Genomic DNA, 25,681 nt, shown 5'->3' with positions numbered 1-25,681 from the left:
CCCCCTGTTCCAAAATCACATTACCAGTTATACGTAAATGTATTCATGATTCTTTTATTTTAACATGTATTCTACTCTTATGTTTGCCAAATTAGAAGAAAAGCGATTATATTTTTTTATAGAAAGAAAAGAGGATGATTTTATGAAACGAGATGGTCACATTCATACGCATTTTTGTCCTCACGGGACAAAAGACTCTACAGAACGCTATATTGAAAAAGCAATAAACTCGGGTTTTACGGATATTTCGTTTACCGAGCATGCCCCGCTTCCACTTAATTTTACGGACCCTACTCCTTTGAAAGACAGCAGCATCAGCATGGACCAGCTGACTCCTTATATGCATGAAATCAATCGGTTAAAAGCGGTCTATCAACAAGACATTCGCATCCGTGCAGGATTGGAAGTCGACTTTATCGCAGGGTATGAAAAAGAAATCACCTCTTTTTTAAATGAAATTGGACCAGCCCTGGATGATTCTATTTTGTCCGTTCATTTTCTAAAAGTGAATGATCAGTATTACTGTGCGGATTACAGCAAGGAAGTTTTTCTGGAGCTAGCGGCTGCAAGCGGTTCTGTCGAAGCGGCCTACGGACTTTATTACAAAACGCTGGAAGCCTCTATCCAGGAAGACCTTGGACCATTCAAGCCAAAACGAATCGGGCACCCGACCTTGATCCATAAATTCCAATTGGCACACGGCCAAAAAATTGATGACACTGCGCAAATCCAGAACATTTTGCAATCAATGAAGTCAGCTGGATTCGAACTGGATGTCAACAGCGCAGGCTTGTCGAAACCCGACTGTCTGGAAGTTTATCCACCGCTTCCTTTCATTGAATATGCGGAATCGCTCGGTATCCCACTCGTTTTCGGATCAGACGCCCATAATGTCGATGACTTGCATAAGCATTACGAGAAAATTTATACTAAACTAAGTTGAACGGTTTCTTCTGGAAAGTATTCCAAACTAAAAAATGAAATGAGGTTATTTTTTGTTTACACAAACAGATTACAGCGGCAGTAGTTTAGAACAGTACCAAATGCTTTCAAAGCAATTGGATGCATTGCTAGAGGGTGAGAAAAATAGCATCGCCAATTTGAGCAACGCTTCTTCTTTGCTCAATCAATTTCTTGAACGCACCAATTGGGTCGGTTTTTATTTAATGGAAGAAGGAGAGCTTGTACTTGGTCCGTTCCAAGGCCTTCCTGCCTGTGTCCGAATTCCAGTTGGCAAGGGTGTTTGCGGCACAGCCGTTGCAGATAAAAAAACCATGTTGGTAGAAGATGTTCATGCATTCCCCGGACATATCGCCTGCGATGCGGCATCTCGTTCGGAAATTGTCATTCCATTGATGAAAGAAGATCAGGTGATCGGTGTTCTCGATATCGACAGCCCAGAACTGAGTCGATTTACTGAAGAAGACCAAAAGGGTTTGGAACTTTTCACTGAAGTATTAATGAAACATCTATAAAAACAGCAAGACCCGAAACTCGAAATTCGAGCTTCGGGTCTTTTTTGACTATATTTCCTGAAGTTTTGGTTTTACTCTTTCAAACGCTTTGTTCAAATCCTCAATCAAGTCGTCTGTATGCTCAAGTCCGACCGACAGCCGCACCAAAGAGTCGCTGATCCCCATTGCCTTTCGTTTTTCCTCAGGGACGACCGCGTGAGTCATTGTTGCTGGATGCTGAATCAATGTTTCCGCATCTCCGAGACTCACTGCAATCTTGATCAACGATAAGGCATTTAGGAAAGCCTGAGCTTCTTTTTTACCTCCTGCGATTTCAAAGGAAATCAATCCCCCGCCTTGGCGCATTTGCCGCTTTGCAATTTCTACTTGCGGATGCCCATTGTCATACGGATAATAAATTTTCTTTACCAGATCCTGTTGTTTCAGAAAGTTTAAAACGGTTTTAGCATTGTCAACATGGCGATCCATCCGCACGTGCAAAGTTTTCAGTCCTCTCAGCAATAGCCATGCATCAAATGGCGACATGATGCCGCCTACGTCCTTTTGCACCGTCATCCGAATGTGCTGCATTTCTTCCGCGTCGCGCCCCACCAAAATCCCGCCGACCACATCCCCATGGCCATTCAAGTATTTGGTTGCGCTGTGCAAAACAAAATCCGCTCCCATCTGCAACGGATTCTGCAGATACGGCGAACAGAAGGTGTTGTCTACGACCACTTGGAGCTTGTGCTTTTTCGCTACTGCCATCACTGCCTGCAAATTAACCAGTTCCATTGTTGGATTGATCGGCGTTTCCACATAGATACAAACCGTTTCTGGCGTGAGTGCCTGCTCGACTTCCTGCTCGGTAGTCATGGAAACGAGATCATGCGTGATCCCATACTTTTCTTCCATAATTTCCAGCAAGCCATACGTACAGCCGTAAATCCCTCTCGAGCACAGTACGTGGTCACCGGCTTTGGTTAAATAAATCAAAATAGCACTGACCGCAGCCATCCCCGACCCGAAAGCCAATGCCCCTTTGCCGCCTTCGATCTCTGCCATCCGTTCCTCCAGCACGCGAACTGTCGGATTGCCGAGCCGTGAATAAATATTGCCTTCACAGATTCCCGCAAACCGATCTTCCCCTTGTTCTGCATTGGCAAAAGAATACGTCGAAGTTTGATACAGCGGCGTCACCAAACTATCGTGATGACTGGCACCATCATAGCCTTTGTGGATAACCGCTGTTTCTAGATTCATTTGTTTCCCTGTCATAAAGTTCACCCCTTACCCGGAATAGAAAGCGCTTACATTATATCTTAAGTCCATTCTACCCTGAAGCATCTGAAAAAGGAAGTCGGCATTTTCAGTGGCATCTTTGGATTTCTATTGACTTCAGAGTTCGAAATCGGTTATACTATGCTTTGTGTAAAATAATCGCAGCAGTTGTATGTGCGTGTTCGTCCATTTTATTCCTCATAGCAGGTGTATCGTGTAACTCTTTGGCTGCTGAGCGAAGGTACAAGAATATAAAATGGCTTGCAGCATGAATGCATCTGGTTTTTATTTTACTCTAAAAACCAAAAACAGAGGAGGAGACTACTATGTCTCGTTATACAGGTCCATCATGGAAACTGTCACGCCGTTTGGGAATTTCTCTTACAGGCACAGGTAAAGAATTAGAAAAACGCCCTTACGCACCAGGTCAACACGGTGCTAACCAACGCAGAAAAGTTTCTGAATACGGTTTGCAACTACAAGAAAAACAAAAACTACGGTTCATGTACGGAGTTAACGAACGTCAGTTCAAAACTTTGTTCAACAAAGCCGGCAAAATGCCTGGTAAGCACGGTGAAAACTTCATGATCCTTCTTGAAGCTCGCCTTGATAACGTTGTTTATCGTTTAGGTCTTGCGCGCACTCGTCGCCAAGCTCGCCAAATCGTAAACCACGGCCACATCCTTGTTGATGGCAAACGCGTTGACATTCCGTCATTCAGCGTGAAACCAGGACAAACAATTGCTTTCCGTGAAAAATCAAACAACCTTGATGTAGTAAACGAAGCAATCGAAGTAAGCAACTTTGTTCCTGAATACGTAACTATCGATACTGATAGCAAAACAGGAACATTCGTACGCCTTCCAGAGCGCAGCGAATTGTCTGCTGAAATCAACGAACAATTGATCGTTGAGTACTACTCACGTTAATTTTAAATTTTCGGAAATAGTAGTTTCGGTAACCCTCAAAACCTTGTTTATTCAATGGTTTTGGGGGTTTTTGTTTGCGCCATTTTTCGATTTTGCAAACAAACTGGCGGATAGCGCAAACAAGTTGTTTTATCCTGCAAACAAACTGGGTTTTTCCGCAAATAAAACCTGTATTCTGCAAACAACTCAAGCTTTTCCGCAAACAACAAGCACAATTGATGATCTCTTCTTAATAAACACTCAAAAATTTGCTGCATGCAATAAAAAAATCCCTGGAGCCCGATTAGGCTCCAGGGATTTTGTTGGTTAAACCAAGTGGATTCGATTTTGCTTTAATGCTTGAGCGATTGTGTTATAAACTTCTATGTCGACAAACTTGATGCCCAATTGTACAGCAGTTTGCGCGATGACCGGGCTGATGCCGGATAATGCGACGCGAACGCCGATAATTTCCAAACCTTTGATCAATTGAAACACTTGCTGAGCCACCATTGTATCAATCAACGGCACACCGGAAAGATCGATAAACAGCTTTTCTAAATCGTGTTTGGAGCTTTGCGCCAATGCTTTTTCAAACATGATTTCTGCGCGGTGCGGTGTGATTTCACCAATTAATGGCAGCACACCTATTTTCTCAGCCAATAAAATAACCGGAGCGCTCATCTCGATAATCATTTGCTGCTGCGAATTCATCCGCTCTTCTGCAGCTTTCGAGTTTTTATCTGTAAACTCAACAATGACTTTACTGATGGTCTGGACTACTGCTTTTGACCACTCTGCAAATTTTTCATGGCTAATCTGCTCTTTGTGGTTCAGGACGTACTCTCCGATTTCATCCAAGTATTGCTGCTGCGTCCGGAAAAATTCTTCAATGACTTGCACAATTGGCGTATCCAAATGCGCATCATCCATTGCGATCGTCTCAATCCAATCCTGAAAGCCCGATAGAAACTCACGCTGGTCTTTTTGGAACATCGCACAAAAGCGAAGATGGAATTCGTGGTTTTGATTTTTTAAAGTAGCTACTTTATCCGGATCGGTCAAGCCGTAAACGCCTGCTTTACTTTTATCTAATGAAAGGTACCAGTCCTCTGTCATTTTCCAGGTCCGTGCGCTTAAGTGATCAAATAAATCTTGGTCTTTCAACATTTAACAGCCATTGCATCGAGTGAAAATACCTTGCATTGCTAATGCATTGCAAGTTTTTCCGATTCACTCTGCAACAGCTTCACCCCGCTCTCGCTTATAATTTCACTCTAGTATTTACCGGAGTGCATGAAGTTGCATTTTCTCTTATAACCATGCTTACCCAATTTTATACAACATAAACTCTATCCTTTATATTGAAGATCTCATTTTCATAAAAAACAGATAGAAATATACGGATATTTCTTTTAATATTTCCATCTTTATCATACTTTGTTTAAACTATTTCTTCAATCGGCAATAATGTTTTTCTTCAAGCGTGGTAAACTGAAAAAAACGGAGGTGGAAATCGATGCGAATCGTTTCAATTTGTCCGAGCAATACGGAGTTGCTGGCTTTTTTAAACGCTGAACATTTATTGGTTGGTGTTGATGATTATTCTGACTGGCCCCAAAATGTTACGGCATTGCCGCGGCTGGGGCCTGATTTATCGATTCGAATGGACGAACTGGAAGCTTTGAAGCCTGATTTGGTCTTGGCCTCATTGAGTGTGCCTGGAATGGAAAGAAATGTGGATGAACTGGTCCGAAGAAAAATTCCTCATCTTGTGCTGGATCCCCAGACACTTGATGAGATTGGCCAGGACCTTTTAAAGGTGGCTGATGCTTGCGGAATAAATGCTGCTACGATTCATACTGAGTATACGAACGCTATTGAAGATATTAAAGATCGGGGCCAGCAAGCTGCAACGCGCCCTTCTTTATACTGGGAATGGTGGCCAAAGCCTGTTTTCACTCCCGGTAACATCAATTGGCTAACAGAAATCAGCCACATAACTGGCGCTCGCAACTCTTTTGACGATACAGATTCAGCCAATGTCCAAACCGATTGGGCTGATGTGCTCAAACGACAGCCTGATTATATTCTCTTAGCCTGGGTTGGTGTTTTAACTGCCAAAGTAAAACCTGAACTTGTCAAAAAACGACCCGGTTGGACCGAAATGAAAGCCATTGACCATGTCCATGTAATGGAAGAAGAATTGTATTGCCGCCCTTCTCCCCGACTGATTGAAGGAGCGATCCGGCTCGGCAAACTGATTCATCCCGAACAATTCGAAGACATGGAATTGCCGCGTTTTATTCGAGACAAGCAATCATGCAAGAAAATCCTTTAGAGCGAGTAAAAGCCGTCCAATTTTTTGGACGGCTTTTACTCTACTAATTATTGAAATTGCACCATATGGTATTTCTTTTTGCCGCGGCGGATAATAGCAAAGGCATCTTCCAAGCGATCTTTTTCATCGACAGTGTATTCCAAGTCTGTCACTTTTTCACCATTCACAGAAATTGCACCATTGGCAACATCTTCCCGCGCCTGTCGCTTAGATGAAGAAATTCCTGCTTCGACAATCAAATCAACAATGGATTTATTTTCTTTGGCCATTTGAACTGAAGGTACATCCTTAAAGGCTGCTTTCATCTCTTCTGCAGACAAAGCTTTCAAGTCCCCGCTGAACAAAGCTTTTGTAATGCGCTGTGCATCGGCAAGCGCTTCTTCCCCATGGATCAGTTTGGTCATTTCTTCTGCCAGTGTTTTTTGGGCTTTGCGCAAATGCGCTTCTGTTTCTACTGCCGCTTCCAACGCTTCAATTTCTTCGCGGCTAATAAAAGTAAAAATCTTCAAATATTTGATCACGTCGGCATCCGCCGCATTGATCCAAAACTGGTAGAACTCGTAAGGACTTGTCTTTTTCGGATCCAGCCATACTGCACCGCCTGCCGATTTGCCGAATTTCGTTCCATCCGCTTTTGTTACAAGCGGAATCGTAATGCCGAATGCTTTGGATTCCTCGTCATGGGTTTTGCGAATCATTTCAAGGCCTGAGGTAATATTGCCCCATTGATCGGATCCACCAATCTGGATGCGGCAATTGTGCTCATTGTACAAATGGTTAAAGTCGATTGCCTGAATCAAGGTATAGGAAAACTCCGTGAATGAAATGCCCGTCTCTAAACGGGAGGCCACTGAATCTTTTGCCAGCATGTAGTTGACCGAAATCAGTTTGCCGTAGTCGCGCAAGAATTCGATGACACTCATTTTGCCAATCCAGTCGCGGTTGTTGACCATTTTTGCTCCGTTCTCGGATTGAAAATCAAAGATTTGTTCCATCTGCACTTTGATGCCTTCCACGTTGCGGTCAATTTGCTCGGTCGTCTGCAGCTGGCGTTCTTCATTTCTGCCAGACGGATCGCCGATCATGCCCGTAGCTCCACCGACTAATAAAATCGGCTGGTGGCCATGCATCTGAAAGCGGCGCAGCGTCAATAGCGGAACAATGTGTCCGATATGCATGCTGTCTGCTGTCGGATCCACTCCGCAGTACAAGGAAATTTTCTGTTCGTCGAGCAGTTTCTCCATTCCCTCTTCGTCTGTCTGCTGGTACAGCAGACCACGCCATTGTAAATCCTGAATCAATTCGTTAGCCATTCCAATTCCTCCTTAAAGTTATAAAGCACGAAATCCAGGGAAAACCGCATAAAAAAAGTCCCTGCATGAAATTCATGCAAGGACGCTATTGCGCGGTACCACCTAGCTTGGAGAATAACTCTCCCTCTCATCATGTGCCAAACGGGGCACTTCCGTAAACTCCAGACCTGTAATTCAATCCACGCATCTTGACCGGTTTGCACCAACCACCGGCTCTCTTGACAAAATTGCATGATCTACTTCGGATCCTTCAACGTTTGAATATGAAATATACTAGTAGTTTACTTTATTATTTAACATTGTCAATAAGTTTAGATGGAATTATAAGAATATGTTATACTATAAAGGATTTTAGGAGGATGATAATGTGCTTGAAAAAATTAAAAATTGGATAAGCAAGACTGAAGAAACAACCGATAGATGGACTTCAACAAAATGGTTCAAACGAATGAGCATAACGACAGGGGTTATTTGGAATTTGGCTTTGATCCTCGCGATTGTTCTTGTTACGGGCGGCGTTTTTGCTGCATCTGTCGGAGCTGGATATTTTGCCTCACTGGTGGATGAACAAGAACTCCGCACCGAAGATGAAATGCTCAGTGAAATTTATAGCTTCCAAGAAACATCGGAACTGTATTTTGACAATGAAGTGTATCTCGGCAAGTTGCAGACCGATTTGGAGCGTGAAGTTACAACTTTGGATAATGTGGCGAACTACGCAAAAGATGCCGTTCTCGCTACTGAAGATGAGTATTTCCTTGAACACGAAGGAATCGTGCCGAAAGCAATTCTTCGTGGCCTGTTCCAGGATGTTTCGAATTCAGACAGCCAAACTGGCGGCTCTACCTTAACACAGCAATTGATCAAAAATCAGATTCTGACAAATGAAGTTTCCTATGAACGGAAAGCAAAAGAAATCCTTTTGGCCATGCGTTTAGAAAAGTTCATGACAAAGGATGAAATCATGCAAGCTTACTTGAACATTGTTCCTTACGGCAGAATTTCTTCCGGCGCACATATTGCAGGAATTGAAACTGCTTCAAAAGGAATATTCAATGTCTCGGCCAGTGAGCTAAATTTGGCCCAGGCAGCATTTATTGCCGGCATTCCAAAAGCGCCATACAGTTACACCCCTTATTCAGAGGGTGGCGAACTTAAAGATGAAGCGGGATTGCAGCCAGGTCTTGATCGGATGAAAACAGTCCTTTTCCGAATGAGAGAAACGGAATATATTACGCAACAAGAATACGATGAAGCCATCGCATATGACCTGATGGCTGATTTCCGCCAGAACGAATCACGTTCTTATTCCGACTTCCCCTTTGTTACTGTCGAAATAGAAAAACGCGCATCCCGAATCATTATGGATGTGTTGGCGGAACAAAATGGCATCGATCCTGCCACACTGGAAGAAAATGATAAATTGTATGAAGAATATGCCATTCTAGCTGATCGAGCAGTACGCTCAAACGGCTATCGAATTCATTCAACTATCGACAAGGAAGTTTACCAAGCACAAGAAGAAGCGCAAAGAACTTATGAATCCTATGGTACGACTGTAAATGGCAGAGGATTGAACGATGTCGGTGAAGCAGTCGACAAGCAGTTCCCTGTTCAAGTCGGCAGCATCATGATTGAAAATGGAACCGGACGCATTATCAGTTTTGTTGGCGGCCGTGATCATGAAACTGAGAATTTAAACCATGCCACTTCTGCTTATCGCTCAATGGGCTCTACCGTCAAACCTTTACTGGTTTATGGTCCCGCAATTGAGTTAGGCCAGATCGGTGCAGGGTCTCCTCTCGTTGATGTGAAGTTCTCGCACATGGATGGCAACACCATGTGGGAACCATCAAACTTTGTTTCTTCGAGCGAACAAGGCATTATGCCAGCACGCGATGCTTTGGCACAGTCTCAAAACTTGCCGACGCTTCGCCTGTTTGCCCAAATTCAGCAACAAATGCCAATTCAGTATATGATGAACGCTGGATTCTCACGTGTTGAAGAAGCTGAGAACAACAATTATTCTTCTGCTCTTGGCGGAGGAATTGAAGCATCTGTAGAAGAAATTACCAATGGCTATGCAATGATTGGGAACAATGGACAATTTGTAGAAACCACAATGATCGACAAAATTGAAGATGCAGACGGTAATGTCATTTATGAGCACGAAGCACAGGCGCAAGAAGTCTTTACTCCTCCAACTGCTTATGTCTTGACAGATATGCTGCGTGATGTTTTTAATACCGATCGTGGAACAGCAAACCGTGCCAATAATTTATTAAAATTTAATGCCGACTTTGCTGGAAAAACAGGTACTACACAAAGCACCACCGATGTTTGGTTAGTTGGCTACAACCCGAATGTCACCATGGGCGTATGGCTTGGCTATGATTCGGAAGAATTTACGCTGTCACGCTTTGAAAATCGTGATTTACCAGCGTCTCTTCGCGTCAATCAGTTATGGGCGCGTTTGATGAATGCCAGTTATGATGCCAGTCCTGACCTTGTCGGAACTTCAGAAGAGTTCAAGCAACCAGAAGGTGTCGTTACTAAAGCATTTTGTGGAATTTCTGGATTGGCGCCTGGCAGTGCCTGCCAAAGCGCTGGACTAGTACGTTCAGATTTATTTAATGCTGAAGCAATGATTCCAACGGAAGCAGACGATAGCTTAACAAGCGGTTCGTTTACAACAATTAACGGAACGCGCTATGCGGCTTTGTCAACTACGCCAAGAGAGTTTACCTCGGGCGGAGGCATCGGTGTTTCACAAAAATACATCGATCGCATGATGGCTCCATTTGGTGGAGACGCTGGCAAACTGTTCCCGGGCAACTCGAGATTTTCTTCGGTTGTTTCAGGAGCTGTGTTCAATGCAGATGGCTCTGCTCCAAGCGGAGTCCGAGCAGCCATTAGCGGCAGAACGATTACTTGGACCAACTCCGGATCTAATGATGTCGTTGGCTATCGAGTTTACAGAGGCGGTTCACGAGTAGCTTCCATCTCAGAAGCGAGAGGCAATTCATATACTGCTTCTGGCGCAGGAAGCTACACAGTAGTAGCAGTGGACATTACAGGCAGACAATCTGCTGCTTCGAACACGGTCAGCATTGCTGCACCGCGTCCTGAACCGACACCGACACCGACACCAGCGCCAACACCGGAAGCTGCTCCAGAAGAACAGGAAGAAGCTCCACCTGCTGAAGAGGAAGTTGAAACTCCTCCTGCTGCAGAAGAAGAGGAAGCTCCACCAGAGGAAGAGCCTGAAGCTGAACCGGAAGAGCCCGTTGAAGAAGAACCGGCTCCAGAAGAACCGGAAGAACCCGCAGAACCTGAAGAGCCTGCTGAAGAAGATGCAGCTTAACACAGGCAAAGCCCGAGTCGCCAAGTAGGCGATTCGGGCTTTATCTATTAACCAAAAAAGCAGCAGGAAGAGAATTCTTCCTGCTGCTTTTCCCTATTAGTCTTCCATTGTGGATAAATCCCCGGTTGGCAAATCCAGTTCCCAAGCTTTCAATACCCGGCGCATAATTTTCCCGCTCCGAGTTTTTGGAAGCTTGTCTTTAAATTCAATTTCACGCGGAGCTGCGTGGGCAGCCAGCCCTTTTTTCACAAATTGTTGAATCTCTTGGACCAATTCTTCTGATGGCTCGTACCCATCAACCAAAGCAACAAATGCTTTAATGATTTCGCCTCGAACAGGATCCGGTTTGCCGATGACACCGGCTTCTGCAACCGCAGGATGTTCCAGCAGTTTACTTTCCACTTCAAATGGGCCGACACGTTCTCCCGAGGTCATGATGACATCATCCACACGCCCTTGGAACCAGAAGTAACCTTCTTCATCCATATAAGCTGAATCTCCTGAAACATACCATTTATCCTTCAAAAAGTAAGAATCGTATTTTGCTGGATTGTTCCAGATCTGGCGCATCATCGAAGGCCAGCCCTTTTCAATCGCCAAGTTGCCCATTTGGTTAGGCGGCAGTTCATTTCCTTGGTCATCAACAATTGCGACTTTGATGCCTGGCACCGGTTTGCCCATTGAGCCTGGCTTAATATCCATTGAGGGATAGTTGCAAATGGTCTGGGCACCTGTTTCTGTCATCCACCACGTATCATGGATCCGCTTATCGAATACTTCTGCTCCCCATCTGACCACTTCAGGATTTAATGGTTCTCCGACAGACAATACGTGGCGAAGAGTTGATAAATCGTATTCTTTTACTAAGGCATCTCCCGCTCCCATTAGCATTCGGAATGCAGTCGGAGCGCTGTACCAAACCGTTACCCCAAAATCTTCGATGGCTTGATACCAGCCGTCTGGCGAGAAGCGTCCACCCAGTATGACGGTCGTAACACCGTTCAACCAAGGTGAGAATACCCCGTATGCAGTCCCGGTTACCCAGCCTGGGTCTGCCGTACACCAATATATATCGGTTTCATTAAAATCCAAAACCCATTTACCCGTTTGGTATTGCTGCACCATTGCATATTGGGCATGGAGCACGCCCTTAGGCTTGCCTGTAGAACCCGATGTGTAATGCAGCACTAATCCATCTTCTTTATCAAGCCATTCAAGCTCAAATTTATCGGAATTTGTCGGCAAATGTTTCATGACATCGATATGGCCATCCTGCTCTTCGATGTTTTCTCCCACTAGATAGATTGTTTCCAATTTTGGCAAACGGTCAAAGGGCACTCGCTCCAACAGTTCAGGTGTCGTGATGATGGACTTTGCTTCGCTGTCATCAAGACGGTCATAGATGGCGCCTTCCATAAATGCTTCAAACAGCGGCCCAACAATCAAGCCCATTTTTAATGCTCCGAACATCAAGAAATACAATTCTGGAGAGCGCGGCATGAAAATAAAAATCCGGTCTCCTTTTTCCAGATTTGAAGTTGATTGAAGCAAGTTTGCAGCTCGATTTGTCATGCGCTTCATTTCGTAAAATGTATATGCTTCGTGTCTATTTTGATCTTTGTAATAAAGCGCTACTTTATTTTTTCGATGAGAGTCTGCATGGCGATCGATTGCTTCATGAGCCATGTTGACTTTGCCGCTTTCATACCAACTAAATTCCTTCTCGACTTCTGCCCAATCAAAGTTGGCAGCTGTCTCTTCGTAATTATGTAATTGATGATTTCCTTGTCGTGCTGGTAACGCTTCCACTTTCATCCTGATCACCCTTTCACATTGATTACTTTATATTCTACAACATTGTGACAATTGAATGCGAACTATTTTAACTTTTTAGAAAATAGTGCTTGTTTCACCAGCTTTCTTCCAAATGTCATTATCATTCATGTATAATGTAGCTAATTGTATCCTAGGCGGTGAAATGATGGAACATCAGAAAACGTACCACTCTGTGGAGTTGGAAACTCAACATGGCACTCTTATCATTGAGGGTCCTCTTCCAGGAAAAAACTTGAGCGAACTTGATTTTCATGAAGACCTCGTTGCATTTAGGCCACCCGCTCAACAGCACAAAGCAATTTCTGAAATTGCAGACCTGCCGGAAGGCCGAATTCTCATAGCCCGAGAAGATAATATGATCGTTGGTTATGTCACGTTTCTTTACCCCGACCCCCTTGAACGCTGGTCGGAAGGAAAAATGGATAACTTGATTGAGCTTGGGGCGATTGAAGTCATTCCGAAATACAGGGGCAGCGGCGTCGGCAAGTCGCTATTAAAAGTTTCGATGCTAGATGAGGCTTTTGAGGATTTTATCGTCATTACGACCGAGTATTACTGGCATTGGGATTTAAAAGGAACAGGGTTAAATGTGTGGGAGTACCGTAAAATTATGGAAAAAATGATGCAAGCAGGCGGATTGGAATACTACGCTACGGATGATCCAGAAATCAGCTCGCATCCAGCAAACTGCCTGATGGCCAAAATCGGCAGCCGTGTTGACACTGAATCCATCCAAAAATTTGATCAACTGCGGTTTATGAATCGTTATATGTATTGAGTTAACACAAAAGGGGTGTCCGTATGTTAGTAGAAGAAATTATGAGAACCGATGTCCATACGCTGAGATCAGACCAGACAGTACAAGACGTTATGCATTTATTTAAAGAAAAACGGATTCGCCATGCCCCCGTCGTTGATGATGGCAAAGTAGTTGGGATCGTCACAGATCGTGATTTAAAAGATGCTGTCCCTTCAAGATTTACTGTAGCACCAAAGGGTGAGCCTTATAAAAAGAACGTTTCTGAAATTATGACTCCTAATCCAATTACGGCCCATCCTCTTGACTTTGTGGAAGAAGTAGCCATGATTTTTTATGAACAAAAAATCGGCTGTATTCCGGTAGTCAGCAATAATAAGCTGGTCGGCTTCCTAACAGAAACAGACCTTTTGTATACCTTTATTGAATTGACTGGTGCACACCAGCCCGGCTCACAAATCGAAGTACGGGTAAAAAACCGATCCGGCATTCTGTATGAAGTTTCAAAAGTGTTCCATCAGCAAAATGTTAATGTGTTGAGTGTCCTCGTTTACCCCGACAGAGAAAATAGCAGCAATAAAGTGCTTGTTTTCCGCGTTCAGACGATGAACCCACTCGCCATCATCAATGATTTGCGTAAAGAAGGATTTGATGTCCTATGGCCAAGCATGCCGCAAGTGAACGAATGAAGCATGCGGTATTCATCTTTTCAGAAGATCAACTGGGGTATAAATTTTCTGAAACTCATCCTTTTAACCAGAAAAGGCTTGTATTGACGATTGACTTGTTAAAAAAAATGAATGCGCTTCCAGACGATTTAATTGTACCGGCTCGAATTGCAACGGATGAAGAATTGCTGTTAGCCCACGACGAGCGCTATATCGATATTGTCAAAAAGGCAAGCCGTGGCGAAGTAACACCCGAAGCCGGTGAAAGTTACGGAATTGGCACTGAGGATACGCCTATCTTTGAAAATATGCATGAAGCCAGTGCTCGGCTGGTCGGCGGAACATTAACAGCTGTCGACTATGTCATGGAAGGAAAAGCCCAGCACGCGTTAAACTTAGGCGGCGGTTTGCATCACGGTTTCAGAGGCAAAGCATCCGGTTTTTGTATTTACAACGATAGCTCAGTAGCGATAAATTACCTGAAAACCAAATACAACTCCCGTGTGCTGTACATTGATACTGATGCGCATCATGGAGACGGTGTACAATGGAGCTTTTACGATGATCCGGATGTCTGCACGGTCTCAATTCATGAAACAGGACGCTATCTCTTCCCTGGGACAGGCAATATCAACGAACGTGGCAACGGCCAAGGATACGGAACTTCTTTTAATTTTCCAATCGATGCGTTTACAGAAGATGAATCTTTTCTCGAAATTTACCGCACTTCTATGAAAGAAATCATTGAATTCTTTAAGCCGGATGTTATCTTAACGCAGAATGGTGCAGATGCCCATTATTTGGACCCTCTGACCCATTTATACGGGACGATGAATATTTACAAGGAAATACCCAAGATTGCTCACGAACTCGCTCACGAGTATTGTGAGGGCCGCTGGATAGCTGTCGGCGGCGGAGGTTACGATATTTGGCGGGTAGTTCCCCGTGCCTGGTCCTTAATTTGGATGGAAATGAACAATTTCCCCATTCCTTCCGGTAAATTGCCTGAATCCTGGATAGCCCAGTGGCAGCCAGAATCTCCAGTCAAGTTGATTGATACGTGGGAAGACCCACCAAATATGTACCAGGCGATCCCGCGAAAATCTGAAATTACCGATAAAAATCTTCAAATGCTGAACAAAGCTCTTTATATGATTCGTAATAATTAAAAAGAATACACGCAGCCTGAGAGAAACTTCTAACAAGTCGTGGATTTCCGAAGCTTACCGTTCGCTTTCGGGCCCACAGGATGTGGGTCATGCAGCAGGTGCGACAGGACGTCGCGTCCCCTGCCGCCCGGGCTCGCGTCCAAGCCTCCTCAGTCACGCTGTTCTCTGCGGGGTCTCGACCGTCTCGCTTAGCCGCTGGAGTCGAACGGACGCTTCTCCAAACCACTTAGTAAATGTTCTCTTTTTTAACTGTAGCGGAAGGCGGCGACTCCTACGGGAACAGTGATGGAGCAAAGCGACAGAGCGACACGAGCTGGAGCCACTGGACTGAGCGCAGCGAGGGAAGCGGCAGAAGCCGTGCCCGTGGAACGCGTCCGCCTGAAGCGAAATGAATGGGTGATGCCTTTTTCAACAAGCTGAGAGCCAACGGAAATAATTCCGTTGGTTCTTCAACTTTACTTATAGAATTTTTAAAAAATCATCTTTATCGAACAACAGAGTGGATAAATGATAAAAGCTGACTGGATTTTCATCCAGTCAGCTTTTGCAATTTTTTTAGAGGATCCACCATCAATCGTTTTTAGTCGATTGTCTTTCTTCAATGCGGTATGGAAGAATCACTTGGTTTTCTTCAATTTCCTCATTGTTCATATACTTCGTCAACAAGCGCATCGAGACGGCACCGATATCGTAAAGCGGGAAAGCAACTGAAGTCAGCATAGGACGGGCCATACGCGCCAGTTTTGAATTTTCATAGCTGATGACTTCTGCATCAGTCGGTATTTTTTTGCCCTGTTCTTCTAAACCGTGAATGACGCCGATGGACATTTCATCGTTGCTGACAAAATAAGCAGTCGGCTCAAATGGTGCCAAGGTTTGCACAGACTCGATGCCTTCGTCATAAGAATTATTGCATTCAACGACCAAATCATCATCGTAATCGATGCCTGCATCCGCCAAGGCTTCGCGGTAAGCTTTCAGTTTGTATTCTTTGTTGATCATTGAAGTTAATGGACCTGATACAAAAGCAATTTTCTTATGGCCATTATCGATAAACTTCTTAACAGCTTCATAAGCAGCGCCATAATAATCAATATTAACCGAAGCAATTGCTGCGGATTCGTCAATCGAACCAGCCAGAACGATCGGAGTCGGTGAACGTTCCATTTCGTATAAAAGTTCGGTTGAAATCACATCACTCATAAAGACGATTCCATCCACTTGCTTCCCGAGCATGGTCTCCAATAACTGAAGTTCCTTATTTTGGTTCTGATCCGAGTTGGATAAAATGATATTGTAGCGGTACATTGTAGCGATATCTTCAATTCCACGGGCCAATTCAGCATACATGCTATTGGAAATATCGGGTATGATGACGCCGACCGTCGTTGTCTTCTTGCTTGCAAGCCCACGAGCAACAGCATTTGGACGATAGCCCAATTCTTCTATTACTTTCAGTACTTTCTTTCTTGTGGCAGGTTTTACGTTTTGATTGGCATTCACTACACGTGACACAGTAGCCATGGAAACGTTTGCCTCTCTTGCCACATCGTATATCGTAACGGTCATTGTGCGCCCTCCTTTTCCAGTCTTTCTCTAATCATACGACAATTTCTTCAATAATATCAACTAAAAAAAGAAAAGCCGGAGTTTGTCCGGCTTTTCAAGACTATATTTTCATTTCGTACTGTTTCATGAATTTCATCAATGAATCGTAGTATTCATCGAATTGGCCTAAATCCATTTGCTGTTGAGCATCAGACAATGCTACTGCTGGATCTGGATGAACTTCAGCCATAACGCCATCTGCCCCGATCGCAATAGCTGCTTTCGCAGCTGGCAACAATAGGTCACGGCGCCCTGTAGAGTGAGTTACGTCAACAAATACCGGTAGATGCGTTTCTTGTTTTAAGATTGGAACAGCTGAAATATCTAATGTGTTGCGTGTCGCTTTTTCATATGTGCGGATACCGCGTTCACATAGAATAATGTTTTCGTTTCCTGAAGCGATGATGTATTCAGCAGCATTGATGAATTCTTCAATCGTTGCCGACATTCCGCGCTTCAATAGAACTGGTTTGTTAATTGAACCAACTGCTTTCAGCAATTCAAAGTTTTGCATGTTGCGGGCACCAACTTGAACCACATCCACATAATCAAGAGCAGCTTCAAGATGTCCTGGTGTCACGATTTCTGAAACAACAGCTAGATTAAACTGGTCAGCAGCTTTTTTCAGCATCTTCAACCCATCTAATCCAAGACCTTGGAAATCGTAAGGTGATGTGCGCGGTTTGTAAGCTCCACCACGGATCATTTTCAACCCTTTTGCTCCAATGGCTTCTGCAACTTTTGAAACTTGCTCTTGTGATTCTACTGCACAAGGACCGAAGATGAAGGAAGGATCACCGGCACCGACTTGTTCACCGTTAATCGTGATAACAGTATCTTCGGCTTTCTTTTTACGCGAAACCAATAATGCTTTACGTGTATCTTCTTCTTGCATATTTAAGGCCGATTTGAAGATTTCTTTGAAAATATGATCAACGGTCTTCTGTTCTAATGGACCGTCATTATTATCTTTCAACAAATTCAGCATATGGCGTTCCCGTAACGGATCGTAACGGTCAACCCCTTGCTTTTCTTTCAATTTTCCGATGTCTTGGATAACGGAAGCTCTCTCATTGATCAGAGACAGAATCTGCAGGTTGACTGCATCCACTTTTTCTCTTAGTTGCTCTAATTCTAAATTACTCATTCTTTAACTTCCCCTTTCGCGAATTACCTTTATCAGGTGACTCATATTATCATGATAGGACTATTATAAGCAAACAATTCGGGAAAGTCACGAAAAACATTTTAGCGCTTCAACGCGCTAAAGTATTTTCTGCATCAAAAAAGCCGAAGCATCAAGGCTTCGGCTTTTTTTCAGGCTAGAAATTCTTGCATCGATTCTCTTTTGATTTTGTTGTGGGAAGCGTGCCAGTCTACTTTTTGGCTCGTAAAATGGAATGCTTGAGGCGATTCATGCTTGATGCCCGTAATCTCTTCAATTGCTTGAGAGAATTCCCGATCTTCTTGAACTACGAGATATAAAAAGATCTGGTTTGGATGCAGCGAGCAATACTCGTTATACTCATTCCATGCTTCAGCCGATACTGGGCACGTACTGCTATGCTTAAACAACCAATAATGCTGATTGTGTCCTACTGCCTGTTTTAAGCTATCCAGACTGTTTACTTGCACTAAGTTTTTCATCTAACCGCTCCCAGATTAATTCTTTTTGTTGAAGTTATTGCTTGTTGATGCGCTGTTGCTTGATGCATTTGACGATGATTTATTGCTTGTGTTGTTGCTTGTGTTTGACGATTTGTTGCTGTTGTTATTGCTTGTGTTTGATGATTTATTGCTGTTGTTGTTGCTGCTGGTCGTGTTTGGACCTTTGCTTGCGTTTGCTGTGTTGCTGTTTGTGCTGCTGCCTGTATTGCCAGCTGTTGACGAACCTGAATCTGATTTTTTTTCTTCCTTCACTTCTTCAACTGCTTCTTTCAAAGCATTGGCAGTAGACGTGAACGCATCAGAACCTTTGTTGTCAGATTTGTTTGCAGAGTTTTGAACAGTTGAGTGAATGTCGATGGACTCTTCGCCTTCGGAAGAAGCAGTGCCGTCGTCCATAGGCGAGTTTCCGCCTTTCATGTTTTTCACTTTATCAACCACTTTAGTGGATTGATCTTTCAATTGCTGTGCAAAGCCAGTTGAATCATCATTTGACGAATCCGTTTGTTGAGACGCTTTTTCTTTCAAGGTAGTAGCTTGCGTTTTCAAGTCAGCTTGAAACTCCTTGCCCGATTTAGGTGCCAGGAACAAAGCAGCTGCAGCTCCAACGATTCCTCCAACTAAAATACCGATTAAAAAGTTTGAACCGCCGCCCGACTCTTCGTAATCATAAAGATCGTCATAACGGTTTGAAGCACCGTATGATTGTGGAACGTAATCGCTTTGCTGATAATTCTGGCTGCCCTGTGTATAAGAATCTTTGTTATACTGTGAATCATTAAAATTGGATTGAGTATAGTAATCTTTGTTTTTGCTCATTGATATTACCTCCATTAATTTTTTTAGTAGAGCTGGATTTAGTATTGCTCGTTATGTGGCAATTTCTTTTGTTCAGGTACTGGTGCATAAGCTTCGTTGGCACGAGTTTCATAAATTTTACGCTCGTTCCATTTGTCGCGAATTCCCATGACCACATTGCCCCATTGAACAACTTGAGCAATTTTGTCTTCGTTTTGTTCGACTTGCACGCCAACTTTTGAAGTGATGTGGCGAACAGTAGAGTTCAGATCAGTAACTGAGTTGCCGACGCCTTTCACTGCATCGACGACACCATTCAATTTCTCTGACTTTACTTGAATGTCTTCAGCAAGTTCATTTGTTTTATGCAATAGATTTGTTGTTTCCAACGTAACCCCCTGCAATTGATTTTCAAGACCGGCTACGGTGCCTGAAACTTCTTTTAATGTGTTTTTCAACGAATTTAATGTCATTGCCAACGCTACGCATAGAACTAAGAATCCAATAGCGGCTACGATCGCGGCAATGTAAAGCAAGATTTGCCAATCCATCCTGTTTCCTCCTCTTAACGAATTATGTTATATCCTATTTCTACCCTTGATGAGTTTGGATTAAACACGGTCTCTATTATTATTCAACAAAAATAATTACATTCCTGCATAAAAAAACAGTTTAACTCAAAAGTTAAACTGTTTTTTCTGTATTTAATTCATTTTCAAAAGCTTCTTGGAATTTGGTGACGTCTCCAGCTCCCATAAACAAGAAAACGGCATTGCCATGCTCTTTCAATCGATCGACTTCATTCAGTTCCAGCAAACGACTGCCGTCAATTTTTTCTGACAGGTCTTGTATTTTCAAGGTGCCGGCTTTCTCGCGGGCAGATCCAAAAATGTCGCACAAATATACATGATCTGCTTCGTTGAGGCAATCGGCAAACTCCTGCAAAAATGTTTGCGTCCGTGTAAAGGTGTGGGGCTGGAAAATCGCAATGAGTTCCCGATCCGGATACTTTTGGCTTGCTGATTGCAAGGTTGCACGGATTTCTGTTGGATGATGGGCATAGTCGTCAATTAAAATACGGTCCCCAATTGATGTCTGGGTAAAGCGACGCTTGACGCCTTCAAAGTCTTCAAATTGCTGTTGAATAATATCAGCAGGGATACTTTCATAATGGCAGAGCGAAATAACAGCCAACGCATTCAAGGTCGCGTGGTCGCCAAACATTGGAATTGTAAAGGTATGGAAAAATTCATTGCGGATCACTACATCAAAAGTCGTTCCTGCAGTCGTTTTCACTATATTTCTTGCTTGGAAGTCGTTTTCTTCTCCAAAGCCATAGTAAACAACTGGAATAGGTGCCTGAATTTGTTGAAGGTATTCATCGTCCCCGCAAGCAATGATGCATTTTTTTACTTGTTGAGCCATTTCTTCGAATGCTTTGAATACATCATCGATTCCAGTAAAGTAATCCGGATGATCGTAATCGATATTGGTCATAATCGCGTAATCCGGATGATAAGCAAGAAAGTGGCGGCGGTATTCACAAGCTTCAGCCACAAAGAAATGAGAATCTGCCTGTCCAACGCCAGTTCCGTCTCCAATTAAATACGATACAGGTTTGTAGCCGGCCAATACGTGGGCCATTAATCCTGTAGTCGACGTTTTTCCATGTGCCCCCGTAATAGCAACAGATACATACTGCTTCATCAAGTCACCCAAAAACTGATGGTAACGAATAATGGTTGCACCTAAATCACGCGCTTGTATCAATTCAGGATGGTCATCACCAAATGCATTGCCTGCAATTATAGTCATATCTTTTTCAATATTGTTGGCATCGAAAGGCAAGATGGTGATGCCTCTCTCACGAAGCCGGTCTTCTGTGAAAAAATGCTGTTCGATATCTGAACCTTGAACTTGTTCGCCCATATCATGCATGATTTGTGCTAGTGGACTCATACCGGAGCCTTTGATTCCGGTAAAATGTAAAACTGTCATAAATGAACCTCCTGTGGGAGTTGAAAATTAGTCTACATAAATCGCAGAGCGAGTTCTATAGCTGATGAAGATAATGTATTATTATATCACATATTTACTAATGCTTGAAATGAGTCAGTATTCTTTATATTCGAATCATCGTTCCTGATATTTTAATGAAACACTTCTTCAATGTCGGTTTCTGTGATTAATACCGAGCGGGCTTTGCTGCCGTTCTGCTCGGAAATAAAGCCATGCTGTTCGATCAAATCCATCAATCGGGCTGCACGGTTGTAGCCAATATGAAACTTCCGCTGCAAAAGAGAAGTCGACGCACTGCCCTGCAACATGATAAAACGGCAAGCCTCTTCAAACAAATCATCCTGTTCAACCGATGATTCACTGCGTTTGATCAATTCTTCTTCTTTAAAAAAGTATTCAGGCTCACCTTGTTGTCTGGCATGTTCGATGACTTTTTCAATTTCATCATCCGTCACGAATGTGCCCTGCAATCTGCTAGGTGCTGACATCCCGTTGCCAAGATACAGCATGTCCCCTCTTCCGAGAAGGCGCTCCGCCCCCTGAGAATCCAGGATGGTTCTGCTGTCTACTTGTGATGAAACGGAAAATGCAATACGCGTTGGAATATTGGATTTGATCAATCCCGTAATCACATCTACGGATGGACGCTGCGTGGCAATGACCAAATGGATTCCGCAAGCACGCGCTTTTTGTGCAATGCGGCAAATGGAATCTTCAACATCCGAAGGAGACATCATCATCAAGTCCGCCAATTCATCGATCACAATTAAAATATAGGGCAGATGTTGTGCGTAATCGCCTTTTTCTTTCACTAGCTTGTTATATCGGCTAATGTCGCGAACACTACTGTGTGCAAATAACTGATAGCGGCGTTCCATTTCTTCCACTGCCCATTTAAGAGATGCCGTAGCCGCTTTGACATCTGTGATGACAGGACTGACAAGATGCGGTATATGGTTGTATGGTGCCAGCTCGACCATTTTAGGATCGATCAGCAGCAATTTCAAATCTCTAGGCGATGACTTATACAATAGACTGACCAATATTGAATTGATGCAGACGGATTTACCGGACCCAGTCGCTCCGGCAATCAAGCCATGCGGCATTTTGCGCAAATCCAATGTTACCGGCTTCCCCGTCAAATCCAAACCGAGTGCAGCTTCTAATGGAGAATCCGACTCTTGGAATACGGGGCTGTCGATAATTTCTGAAATGCGCACTGCACGGCTTGTACGATTGGGAATTTCGATTCCGATCGAACTTTTTCCAGGAATCGGTGCTTGAATCCGTATATCTCGAGCCGCCAAGGCCAGTTTTAAATCGTCAGCTAAATTGCGTATTTTGCTGACTTTTATTCCTTGGGCGACTTTTAATTCGAATTGCGTGACGGCAGGCCCTTGGACTGTGCTTAAAATCTCAGCTCTGATTTGAAAATGAGACAAAGCTTCGATCAAGCGCATCCCTTGCTCTTCCATCCATTCTTCGTCTTTCCGGTCATTTTCCGGCGCCATCAAGTATTCAGACAAGGGAAATTGGTACGCTTTGGTTTCAGCTTCTGATACTGCATTCAGCGCATATGCTGGCTGTTCATTAGAATCTGCCGTTTTTTTTTCCGTGGTTATCACGGGAGCTTCAGCCGTTTCGCGAATAGGTGCGGCTGACGGTTGGGATTCAGCTTTTTTTTTCAGCAATTCTTTGTCTGATTTAAGCATCAATACATTGAACGGCACGGTTTTTTCACGCTTTGATGCATATTGTGATTTCATTTTTGTTTCGGCAGTTAATTCAGGTGGTGATGGCATTTCTGGATTCGGCTGTTTTGGCAGCTCGGATTGTTTTTTCGGCTCTTGCTCTGTCTCAGACGCCAGATCAATTTCCACATCTGGTTCTTGCTGTTGTTCCAGATTTCGCCCTACTTCCAATGCCGTTTCATTCACAGGAACCAATTCTTGGTTTTCTGTAGTTTCAACTGTTGGAGATTCCATATGTACCTGGGTTGCTTCATCTGTATTTTTGTCCTCTTCGGATAAGGGCAATTCAACATTTTTCACTTCAACCCTATCCATTGCAAGAGGTTCTTCGGTTTTTGGCATTTCTTCTGGAGTGTCATGAACAGATTGCTGCGTCTCTGGGTCTTTATCAAAGATCGGTGCAAACTCATGCTCAACTACGGGTCTTGGTTTATGCCAGCCGGCTCTTGCTCTTTCTTGAATGGCTTCGTCATGCAGTTCACGATTGTATTTGCTTTCTCTTTCTTCTGTCAGTTTTTGAGTTGGGGCAGGACGTGCCGTATTATAGCCATACACCGATGATACGGAGCGGCTTGGTTCAAAACGGCGTGCCGTATTGACAGGCAGTTCTGCGGCTTTCCGTTTTGCCGCTGCAGCTGATGGGCGCACGGGCGCCTCTTTTGGTCCCATAATGGGTTTTTCCACTGGCACAGACTCTTTCCGAAGAATCTCTCTTTCACGTTCATCAAAGATCGGCATCTTGGGACGCTTTTCTGTGCGCTTTACGTCATGAATAAAATCATCTTTTTCCTCATCTGGGATTAACGGAAAACGAAAAGGTGCTTTTTCTTTTTTGACGGCCGGGGGCGGCGTTTCATAGACAACTTCTTCTTCGGCTTCATCGGCGTCGTCTGTAAACATGCGATTCCATACGTTTTTAATCCAACTCATATGGCGGTCACGCCTTTACTTGAAAAGCTGAACCGATTTCGGCATCTTCAGGCAGCACCAGAATGCCTTTTTCCTGAGGTGCGTCCGGCAAAGCCAATTCTTTTGCTGAACAAATCATTCCAGACGATGCCACTCCCCGAAGTTCTGCGTCTCGAATAATCATACCTGAAGGCATAACAGCCCCTACTTTAGCCACAACCACTTTTTGCCCTTGTTCAACATTTGGAGCGCCGCAAACGATTTGCAGCTGCTCTCCACCGATAGCCACTTGGCAAACATTCAATTTATCGGCATTTGGATGCTTTTCTTTTGTTTCCACAAAGCCCACGACAAATTTTGGTGAAAAATCTACTTCCAATGTAAAATCGATGTCATTTTTCGCCAGAGCGTTTTGTAAAGCTGTGACAAGTCCTTCAGACAGCTCTACTTGCTCCCCTTCCGGAAATTCCGCATAGCTTGACGCATTGAATAAATTAAATCCAGCAATTGTGCCAGCCTCATCTTTGATTAATGTTACATCTCCCGACTGCTCAGGATGAATTTTTTCTGGGGTTTCGGTTTGCAATTGAACCAGCAGCACGTCGCCAATTCCGTGTTTATTATAAAATGCATTCATTTTTTATCGTTCTCCTTATTCGGTCTATTTTTAGCCAGTATAAAGATTGGCTCAAGTTCGTCATTTTCATAAATGAACGACAAAGAAGTAATCGGCACTTTGCCATTTGTAAAGAAATGCATGGCCATTTGTGCGAGCACGTCATATCCCGTTTCATTTTGGATATCGCCGATAATCAGTACGTCCTGATGCGGCACAGACACGGTCATATCTCCAGTAATTTTTGCTTTCATTTCTTTTAGGAAAGATTCATTTAAAATGCGTGAAGCGTCATAGCCGTCATTTTCATTTAGAAAATAAAAGATATTGCCCGCAACATGATCTTCTTTTACAGCGGTTTTCAGTTTTTTCACTTGAAACTTCGCAATTTCCTTGATCTGCTCTTCTGACAGACTTAATGAATTTAACACATTTTCGTCAATTAAGCGATAGGTAGTGCCGGCATCCAAGGCAAAATAAATGCGTGTTTCGGCTGTATGATCAGCCGTGATGAACTTGTGGCCCTCATTGGATTCGGTCGGAAACGAAGTTGAGCGGATGACGGGAAAAATATGCTCAGTTGATTTCATTTCACCTTTTGCTTCCCGTTCCATTGCATCGAAGGTTTCGGTAATCGTGTAGACAATTTCTTCGATGGCAGTGTCGCCTCTTGCTTCAAATCGATTGATTACTTGAGGCAAAGAGATGCTCATGCCTTTGCCTATTTCCTGGTGATGGATGTGAGCTGTTTCAGTTTCACGGTCATAGCGCCATTCCAATTGACGGCTTGGCATCCGTTCTCTAAGTATATTAAAAAGTTCAGTAGATTTCATCGTTGTTTTGGCCTCGCTTTCATAAATAAACGGTTCGGCCTAGTCTAGGCGAACCGTTTTTATTATTATTTTGGCAAATTCGAAATAAATCCTTCGATTTCTGCTTGTGTTTTGCGGTCTTTGCTAACAAATCGTCCAGTTTCCTGTCCATTTGCATAAGCTAAAAAACTTGGAATGCCATAGACGTCCTGTTCGATGCACAAATCAATAAACTGATCGCGATCTACGGATACAAAAGTATAATCCGGGAACGTTTTTTGGACTTCAGGCATAACAGGATCAATGACACGGCAATCCGGACACCAGCCTGCTGTAAACATGAAAATTGCTGCAGATTCTTTTGTCAATTCATGAAATTCTTCTGTTGATTGTAAGCTTTTCATTGTGCTGC

At 43.6% G+C, this 25,681-nt stretch carries 24 protein-coding genes and 1 other annotated feature; of the genes, 10 read left to right on the top strand and 14 right to left on the bottom strand.

Annotation, left to right across the window (positions count from 1 at the left end; genetic code table 11):
* Positions 1-142 precede the first annotated feature (142 nt).
* Together hisJ and AC4EG4_RS16245 are read left to right on the top strand one after the other, a co-directional pair.
* Positions 143-943 (top strand): histidinol-phosphatase HisJ, encoded by an 801-nt coding sequence (gene hisJ / locus AC4EG4_RS16250; protein WP_490978844.1) that lies wholly within the window; start codon positions 143-145, stop codon positions 941-943.
* 52 nt (positions 944-995) lie between these two features.
* Positions 996-1,475 carry a GAF domain-containing protein gene (locus AC4EG4_RS16245; protein WP_490988382.1) on the top strand — a complete coding sequence of 160 codons (480 nt, stop codon included), beginning with the start codon at positions 996-998 and terminating at the stop codon, positions 1,473-1,475.
* 48 nt (positions 1,476-1,523) lie between these two features.
* On the opposite strand, the gene megL is transcribed toward AC4EG4_RS16245, so the two are convergent.
* Complete coding sequence (megL, locus tag AC4EG4_RS16240) at positions 1,524-2,732, bottom strand: methionine gamma-lyase (RefSeq protein ID WP_490978846.1); 1,209 nt, start codon at positions 2,730-2,732, stop codon at positions 1,524-1,526.
* A 329-nt stretch (positions 2,733-3,061) separates the two neighbouring features.
* Here megL and rpsD point away from each other — a divergent pair, with 329 nt between their 5' ends.
* A complete protein-coding gene (gene rpsD / locus AC4EG4_RS16235; RefSeq protein ID WP_142829379.1) occupies positions 3,062-3,664 on the top strand; it encodes a 30S ribosomal protein S4 in 603 nt (200 codons plus the stop codon).
* Positions 3,645-3,974 carry a hypothetical protein gene (locus tag AC4EG4_RS16230; protein ID WP_490988381.1) on the top strand — a complete coding sequence of 110 codons (330 nt, stop codon included), beginning with the start codon at positions 3,645-3,647 and terminating at the stop codon, positions 3,972-3,974. Before rpsD ends, AC4EG4_RS16230 begins: the two co-directional genes overlap by 20 nt.
* Here AC4EG4_RS16230 and AC4EG4_RS16225 read toward each other — a convergent pair.
* Positions 3,971-4,813, bottom strand: coding sequence for an STAS domain-containing protein (locus tag AC4EG4_RS16225; RefSeq protein WP_490978848.1), 843 nt, complete (start codon positions 4,811-4,813; stop codon positions 3,971-3,973). The genes AC4EG4_RS16230 and AC4EG4_RS16225 overlap by 4 nt on opposite strands.
* A gap of 349 nt (positions 4,814-5,162) precedes the next feature.
* Here AC4EG4_RS16225 and AC4EG4_RS16220 point away from each other — a divergent pair, with 349 nt between their 5' ends.
* Complete coding sequence (locus AC4EG4_RS16220) at positions 5,163-5,984, top strand: cobalamin-binding protein (protein ID WP_490988380.1); 822 nt, start codon at positions 5,163-5,165, stop codon at positions 5,982-5,984.
* A 47-nt stretch (positions 5,985-6,031) separates the two neighbouring features.
* Here AC4EG4_RS16220 and tyrS read toward each other — a convergent pair whose 3' ends face one another.
* A complete protein-coding gene (tyrS, locus tag AC4EG4_RS16215; RefSeq protein ID WP_490988379.1) occupies positions 6,032-7,297 on the bottom strand; it encodes a tyrosine--tRNA ligase in 1,266 nt (421 codons plus the stop codon).
* 75 nt (positions 7,298-7,372) lie between these two features.
* Positions 7,373-7,560, bottom strand: a binding site (T-box leader).
* A gap of 104 nt (positions 7,561-7,664) precedes the next feature.
* Here tyrS and AC4EG4_RS16210 point away from each other — a divergent pair.
* Positions 7,665-10,661, top strand: coding sequence for a transglycosylase domain-containing protein (locus AC4EG4_RS16210; protein WP_490988378.1), 2,997 nt, complete (start codon positions 7,665-7,667; stop codon positions 10,659-10,661).
* A 96-nt stretch (positions 10,662-10,757) separates the two neighbouring features.
* Here the strand turns inward: AC4EG4_RS16210 and acsA are convergent, their stop codons facing one another.
* Positions 10,758-12,476: an acetate--CoA ligase gene (gene acsA, locus AC4EG4_RS16205; protein ID WP_490978852.1), complete on the bottom strand. Its 1,719-nt coding sequence runs from the start codon at positions 12,474-12,476 to the stop codon at positions 10,758-10,760.
* A 166-nt stretch (positions 12,477-12,642) separates the two neighbouring features.
* On the opposite strand from acsA, the gene AC4EG4_RS16200 reads away from it, so the two are divergent.
* The 4 genes from AC4EG4_RS16200 to AC4EG4_RS16185 all read left to right on the top strand — a co-directional run bounded on the left by AC4EG4_RS16200 (position 12,643) and on the right by AC4EG4_RS16185 (position 15,511).
* Positions 12,643-13,275: a GNAT family N-acetyltransferase gene (locus AC4EG4_RS16200; RefSeq protein ID WP_490978853.1), complete on the top strand. Its 633-nt coding sequence runs from the start codon at positions 12,643-12,645 to the stop codon at positions 13,273-13,275.
* 23 nt (positions 13,276-13,298) lie between these two features.
* A complete protein-coding gene (locus tag AC4EG4_RS16195; RefSeq protein ID WP_490978854.1) occupies positions 13,299-13,943 on the top strand; it encodes an acetoin utilization AcuB family protein in 645 nt (214 codons plus the stop codon).
* Positions 13,940-15,091 carry an acetoin utilization protein AcuC gene (locus tag AC4EG4_RS16190; RefSeq protein ID WP_490988399.1) on the top strand — a complete coding sequence of 384 codons (1,152 nt, stop codon included), beginning with the start codon at positions 13,940-13,942 and terminating at the stop codon, positions 15,089-15,091. Before AC4EG4_RS16195 ends, AC4EG4_RS16190 begins: the two co-directional genes overlap by 4 nt.
* A gap of 285 nt (positions 15,092-15,376) precedes the next feature.
* Positions 15,377-15,511 (top strand): hypothetical protein, encoded by a 135-nt coding sequence (locus tag AC4EG4_RS16185; protein WP_490988377.1) that lies wholly within the window; start codon positions 15,377-15,379, stop codon positions 15,509-15,511.
* Between the two features lie 150 nt (positions 15,512-15,661).
* Here the strand turns inward: AC4EG4_RS16185 and ccpA are convergent, their stop codons facing one another.
* The 10 genes from ccpA to AC4EG4_RS16135 all read right to left on the bottom strand — a co-directional run bounded on the left by ccpA (position 15,662) and on the right by AC4EG4_RS16135 (position 25,673).
* Positions 15,662-16,660: a catabolite control protein A gene (gene ccpA / locus AC4EG4_RS16180; protein WP_490978856.1), complete on the bottom strand. Its 999-nt coding sequence runs from the start codon at positions 16,658-16,660 to the stop codon at positions 15,662-15,664.
* A gap of 100 nt (positions 16,661-16,760) precedes the next feature.
* Entirely contained in the window at positions 16,761-17,846 is a 1,086-nt protein-coding gene (locus tag AC4EG4_RS16175) for a bifunctional 3-deoxy-7-phosphoheptulonate synthase/chorismate mutase (RefSeq protein WP_490978857.1), read from the bottom strand.
* A 170-nt stretch (positions 17,847-18,016) separates the two neighbouring features.
* Positions 18,017-18,346 carry a bacillithiol system redox-active protein YtxJ gene (ytxJ, locus tag AC4EG4_RS16170; RefSeq protein ID WP_490978858.1) on the bottom strand — a complete coding sequence of 110 codons (330 nt, stop codon included), beginning with the start codon at positions 18,344-18,346 and terminating at the stop codon, positions 18,017-18,019.
* Positions 18,347-18,361: 15 nt separating this feature from the next.
* Positions 18,362-19,183, bottom strand: coding sequence for a YtxH domain-containing protein (locus tag AC4EG4_RS16165; protein ID WP_490978859.1), 822 nt, complete (start codon positions 19,181-19,183; stop codon positions 18,362-18,364).
* 38 nt (positions 19,184-19,221) lie between these two features.
* Positions 19,222-19,713, bottom strand: a complete 492-nt coding sequence (locus AC4EG4_RS16160) for a DUF948 domain-containing protein (RefSeq protein WP_490978860.1) — start codon at positions 19,711-19,713, stop codon at positions 19,222-19,224.
* A 133-nt stretch (positions 19,714-19,846) separates the two neighbouring features.
* Positions 19,847-21,160, bottom strand: coding sequence for a UDP-N-acetylmuramate--L-alanine ligase (gene murC, locus AC4EG4_RS16155; protein ID WP_490978861.1), 1,314 nt, complete (start codon positions 21,158-21,160; stop codon positions 19,847-19,849).
* A 152-nt stretch (positions 21,161-21,312) separates the two neighbouring features.
* On the bottom strand, positions 21,313-23,862 hold the full coding sequence (locus tag AC4EG4_RS16150) for a DNA translocase FtsK (protein ID WP_490988376.1): 2,550 nt from the start codon (positions 23,860-23,862) through the stop codon (positions 21,313-21,315).
* A gap of 7 nt (positions 23,863-23,869) precedes the next feature.
* Positions 23,870-24,478: a YtpR family tRNA-binding protein gene (ytpR, locus tag AC4EG4_RS16145; protein WP_490988375.1), complete on the bottom strand. Its 609-nt coding sequence runs from the start codon at positions 24,476-24,478 to the stop codon at positions 23,870-23,872.
* Entirely contained in the window at positions 24,475-25,290 is an 816-nt protein-coding gene (locus AC4EG4_RS16140) for a DUF1444 family protein (protein ID WP_490978864.1), read from the bottom strand. The genes ytpR and AC4EG4_RS16140 overlap by 4 nt, the downstream gene beginning before the upstream one ends.
* A gap of 65 nt (positions 25,291-25,355) precedes the next feature.
* Positions 25,356-25,673 (bottom strand): thioredoxin family protein, encoded by a 318-nt coding sequence (locus tag AC4EG4_RS16135; RefSeq protein ID WP_490988374.1) that lies wholly within the window; start codon positions 25,671-25,673, stop codon positions 25,356-25,358.
* Between the last annotated feature and the right edge of the window lie 8 nt (positions 25,674-25,681).

This window comes from Planococcus sp. TJ-201 (assembly GCF_058268495.1).
The sequence above is the reverse complement of the archived record's forward strand: the minus strand, read 5'-3'. Positions and strand labels throughout refer to the sequence as shown.

Excerpts from the sequence above, each read along its gene's own strand:
- acsA (WP_490978852.1), bottom strand. The coding sequence starts at position 12,476 with ATGAAAGTGGAAGCGTTACCAGCACGACAAGGAAATCATCAATTACAT.
- tyrS (WP_490988379.1), bottom strand. The coding sequence starts at position 7,297 with ATGGCTAACGAATTGATTCAGGATTTACAATGGCGTGGTCTGCTGTAC.
- hisJ (WP_490978844.1), top strand. The coding sequence starts at position 143 with ATGAAACGAGATGGTCACATTCATACGCATTTTTGTCCTCACGGGACA.
- ccpA (WP_490978856.1), bottom strand. The coding sequence starts at position 16,660 with ATGACCGTTACGATATACGATGTGGCAAGAGAGGCAAACGTTTCCATG.
- AC4EG4_RS16225 (WP_490978848.1), bottom strand. The coding sequence starts at position 4,813 with ATGTTGAAAGACCAAGATTTATTTGATCACTTAAGCGCACGGACCTGG.
- ytxJ (WP_490978858.1), bottom strand. The coding sequence starts at position 18,346 with ATGAAAAACTTAGTGCAAGTAAACAGTCTGGATAGCTTAAAACAGGCA.
- AC4EG4_RS16160 (WP_490978860.1), bottom strand. The coding sequence starts at position 19,713 with ATGGATTGGCAAATCTTGCTTTACATTGCCGCGATCGTAGCCGCTATT.
- megL (WP_490978846.1), bottom strand. The coding sequence starts at position 2,732 with ATGACAGGGAAACAAATGAATCTAGAAACAGCGGTTATCCACAAAGGC.
- rpsD (WP_142829379.1), top strand. The coding sequence starts at position 3,062 with ATGTCTCGTTATACAGGTCCATCATGGAAACTGTCACGCCGTTTGGGA.
- AC4EG4_RS16140 (WP_490978864.1), bottom strand. The coding sequence starts at position 25,290 with ATGAAATCTACTGAACTTTTTAATATACTTAGAGAACGGATGCCAAGC.
- ytpR (WP_490988375.1), bottom strand. The coding sequence starts at position 24,478 with ATGAATGCATTTTATAATAAACACGGAATTGGCGACGTGCTGCTGGTT.
- AC4EG4_RS16150 (WP_490988376.1), bottom strand. The coding sequence starts at position 23,862 with ATGAGTTGGATTAAAAACGTATGGAATCGCATGTTTACAGACGACGCC.
- AC4EG4_RS16220 (WP_490988380.1), top strand. The coding sequence starts at position 5,163 with ATGCGAATCGTTTCAATTTGTCCGAGCAATACGGAGTTGCTGGCTTTT.
- AC4EG4_RS16135 (WP_490988374.1), bottom strand. The coding sequence starts at position 25,673 with ATGAAAAGCTTACAATCAACAGAAGAATTTCATGAATTGACAAAAGAA.
- AC4EG4_RS16165 (WP_490978859.1), bottom strand. The coding sequence starts at position 19,183 with ATGAGCAAAAACAAAGATTACTATACTCAATCCAATTTTAATGATTCA.
- murC (WP_490978861.1), bottom strand. The coding sequence starts at position 21,160 with ATGACAGTTTTACATTTTACCGGAATCAAAGGCTCCGGTATGAGTCCA.
- AC4EG4_RS16200 (WP_490978853.1), top strand. The coding sequence starts at position 12,643 with ATGGAACATCAGAAAACGTACCACTCTGTGGAGTTGGAAACTCAACAT.
- AC4EG4_RS16175 (WP_490978857.1), bottom strand. The coding sequence starts at position 17,846 with ATGAGTAATTTAGAATTAGAGCAACTAAGAGAAAAAGTGGATGCAGTC.
- AC4EG4_RS16190 (WP_490988399.1), top strand. The coding sequence starts at position 13,940 with ATGAAGCATGCGGTATTCATCTTTTCAGAAGATCAACTGGGGTATAAA.
- AC4EG4_RS16185 (WP_490988377.1), top strand. The coding sequence starts at position 15,377 with ATGGAGCAAAGCGACAGAGCGACACGAGCTGGAGCCACTGGACTGAGC.
- AC4EG4_RS16195 (WP_490978854.1), top strand. The coding sequence starts at position 13,299 with ATGTTAGTAGAAGAAATTATGAGAACCGATGTCCATACGCTGAGATCA.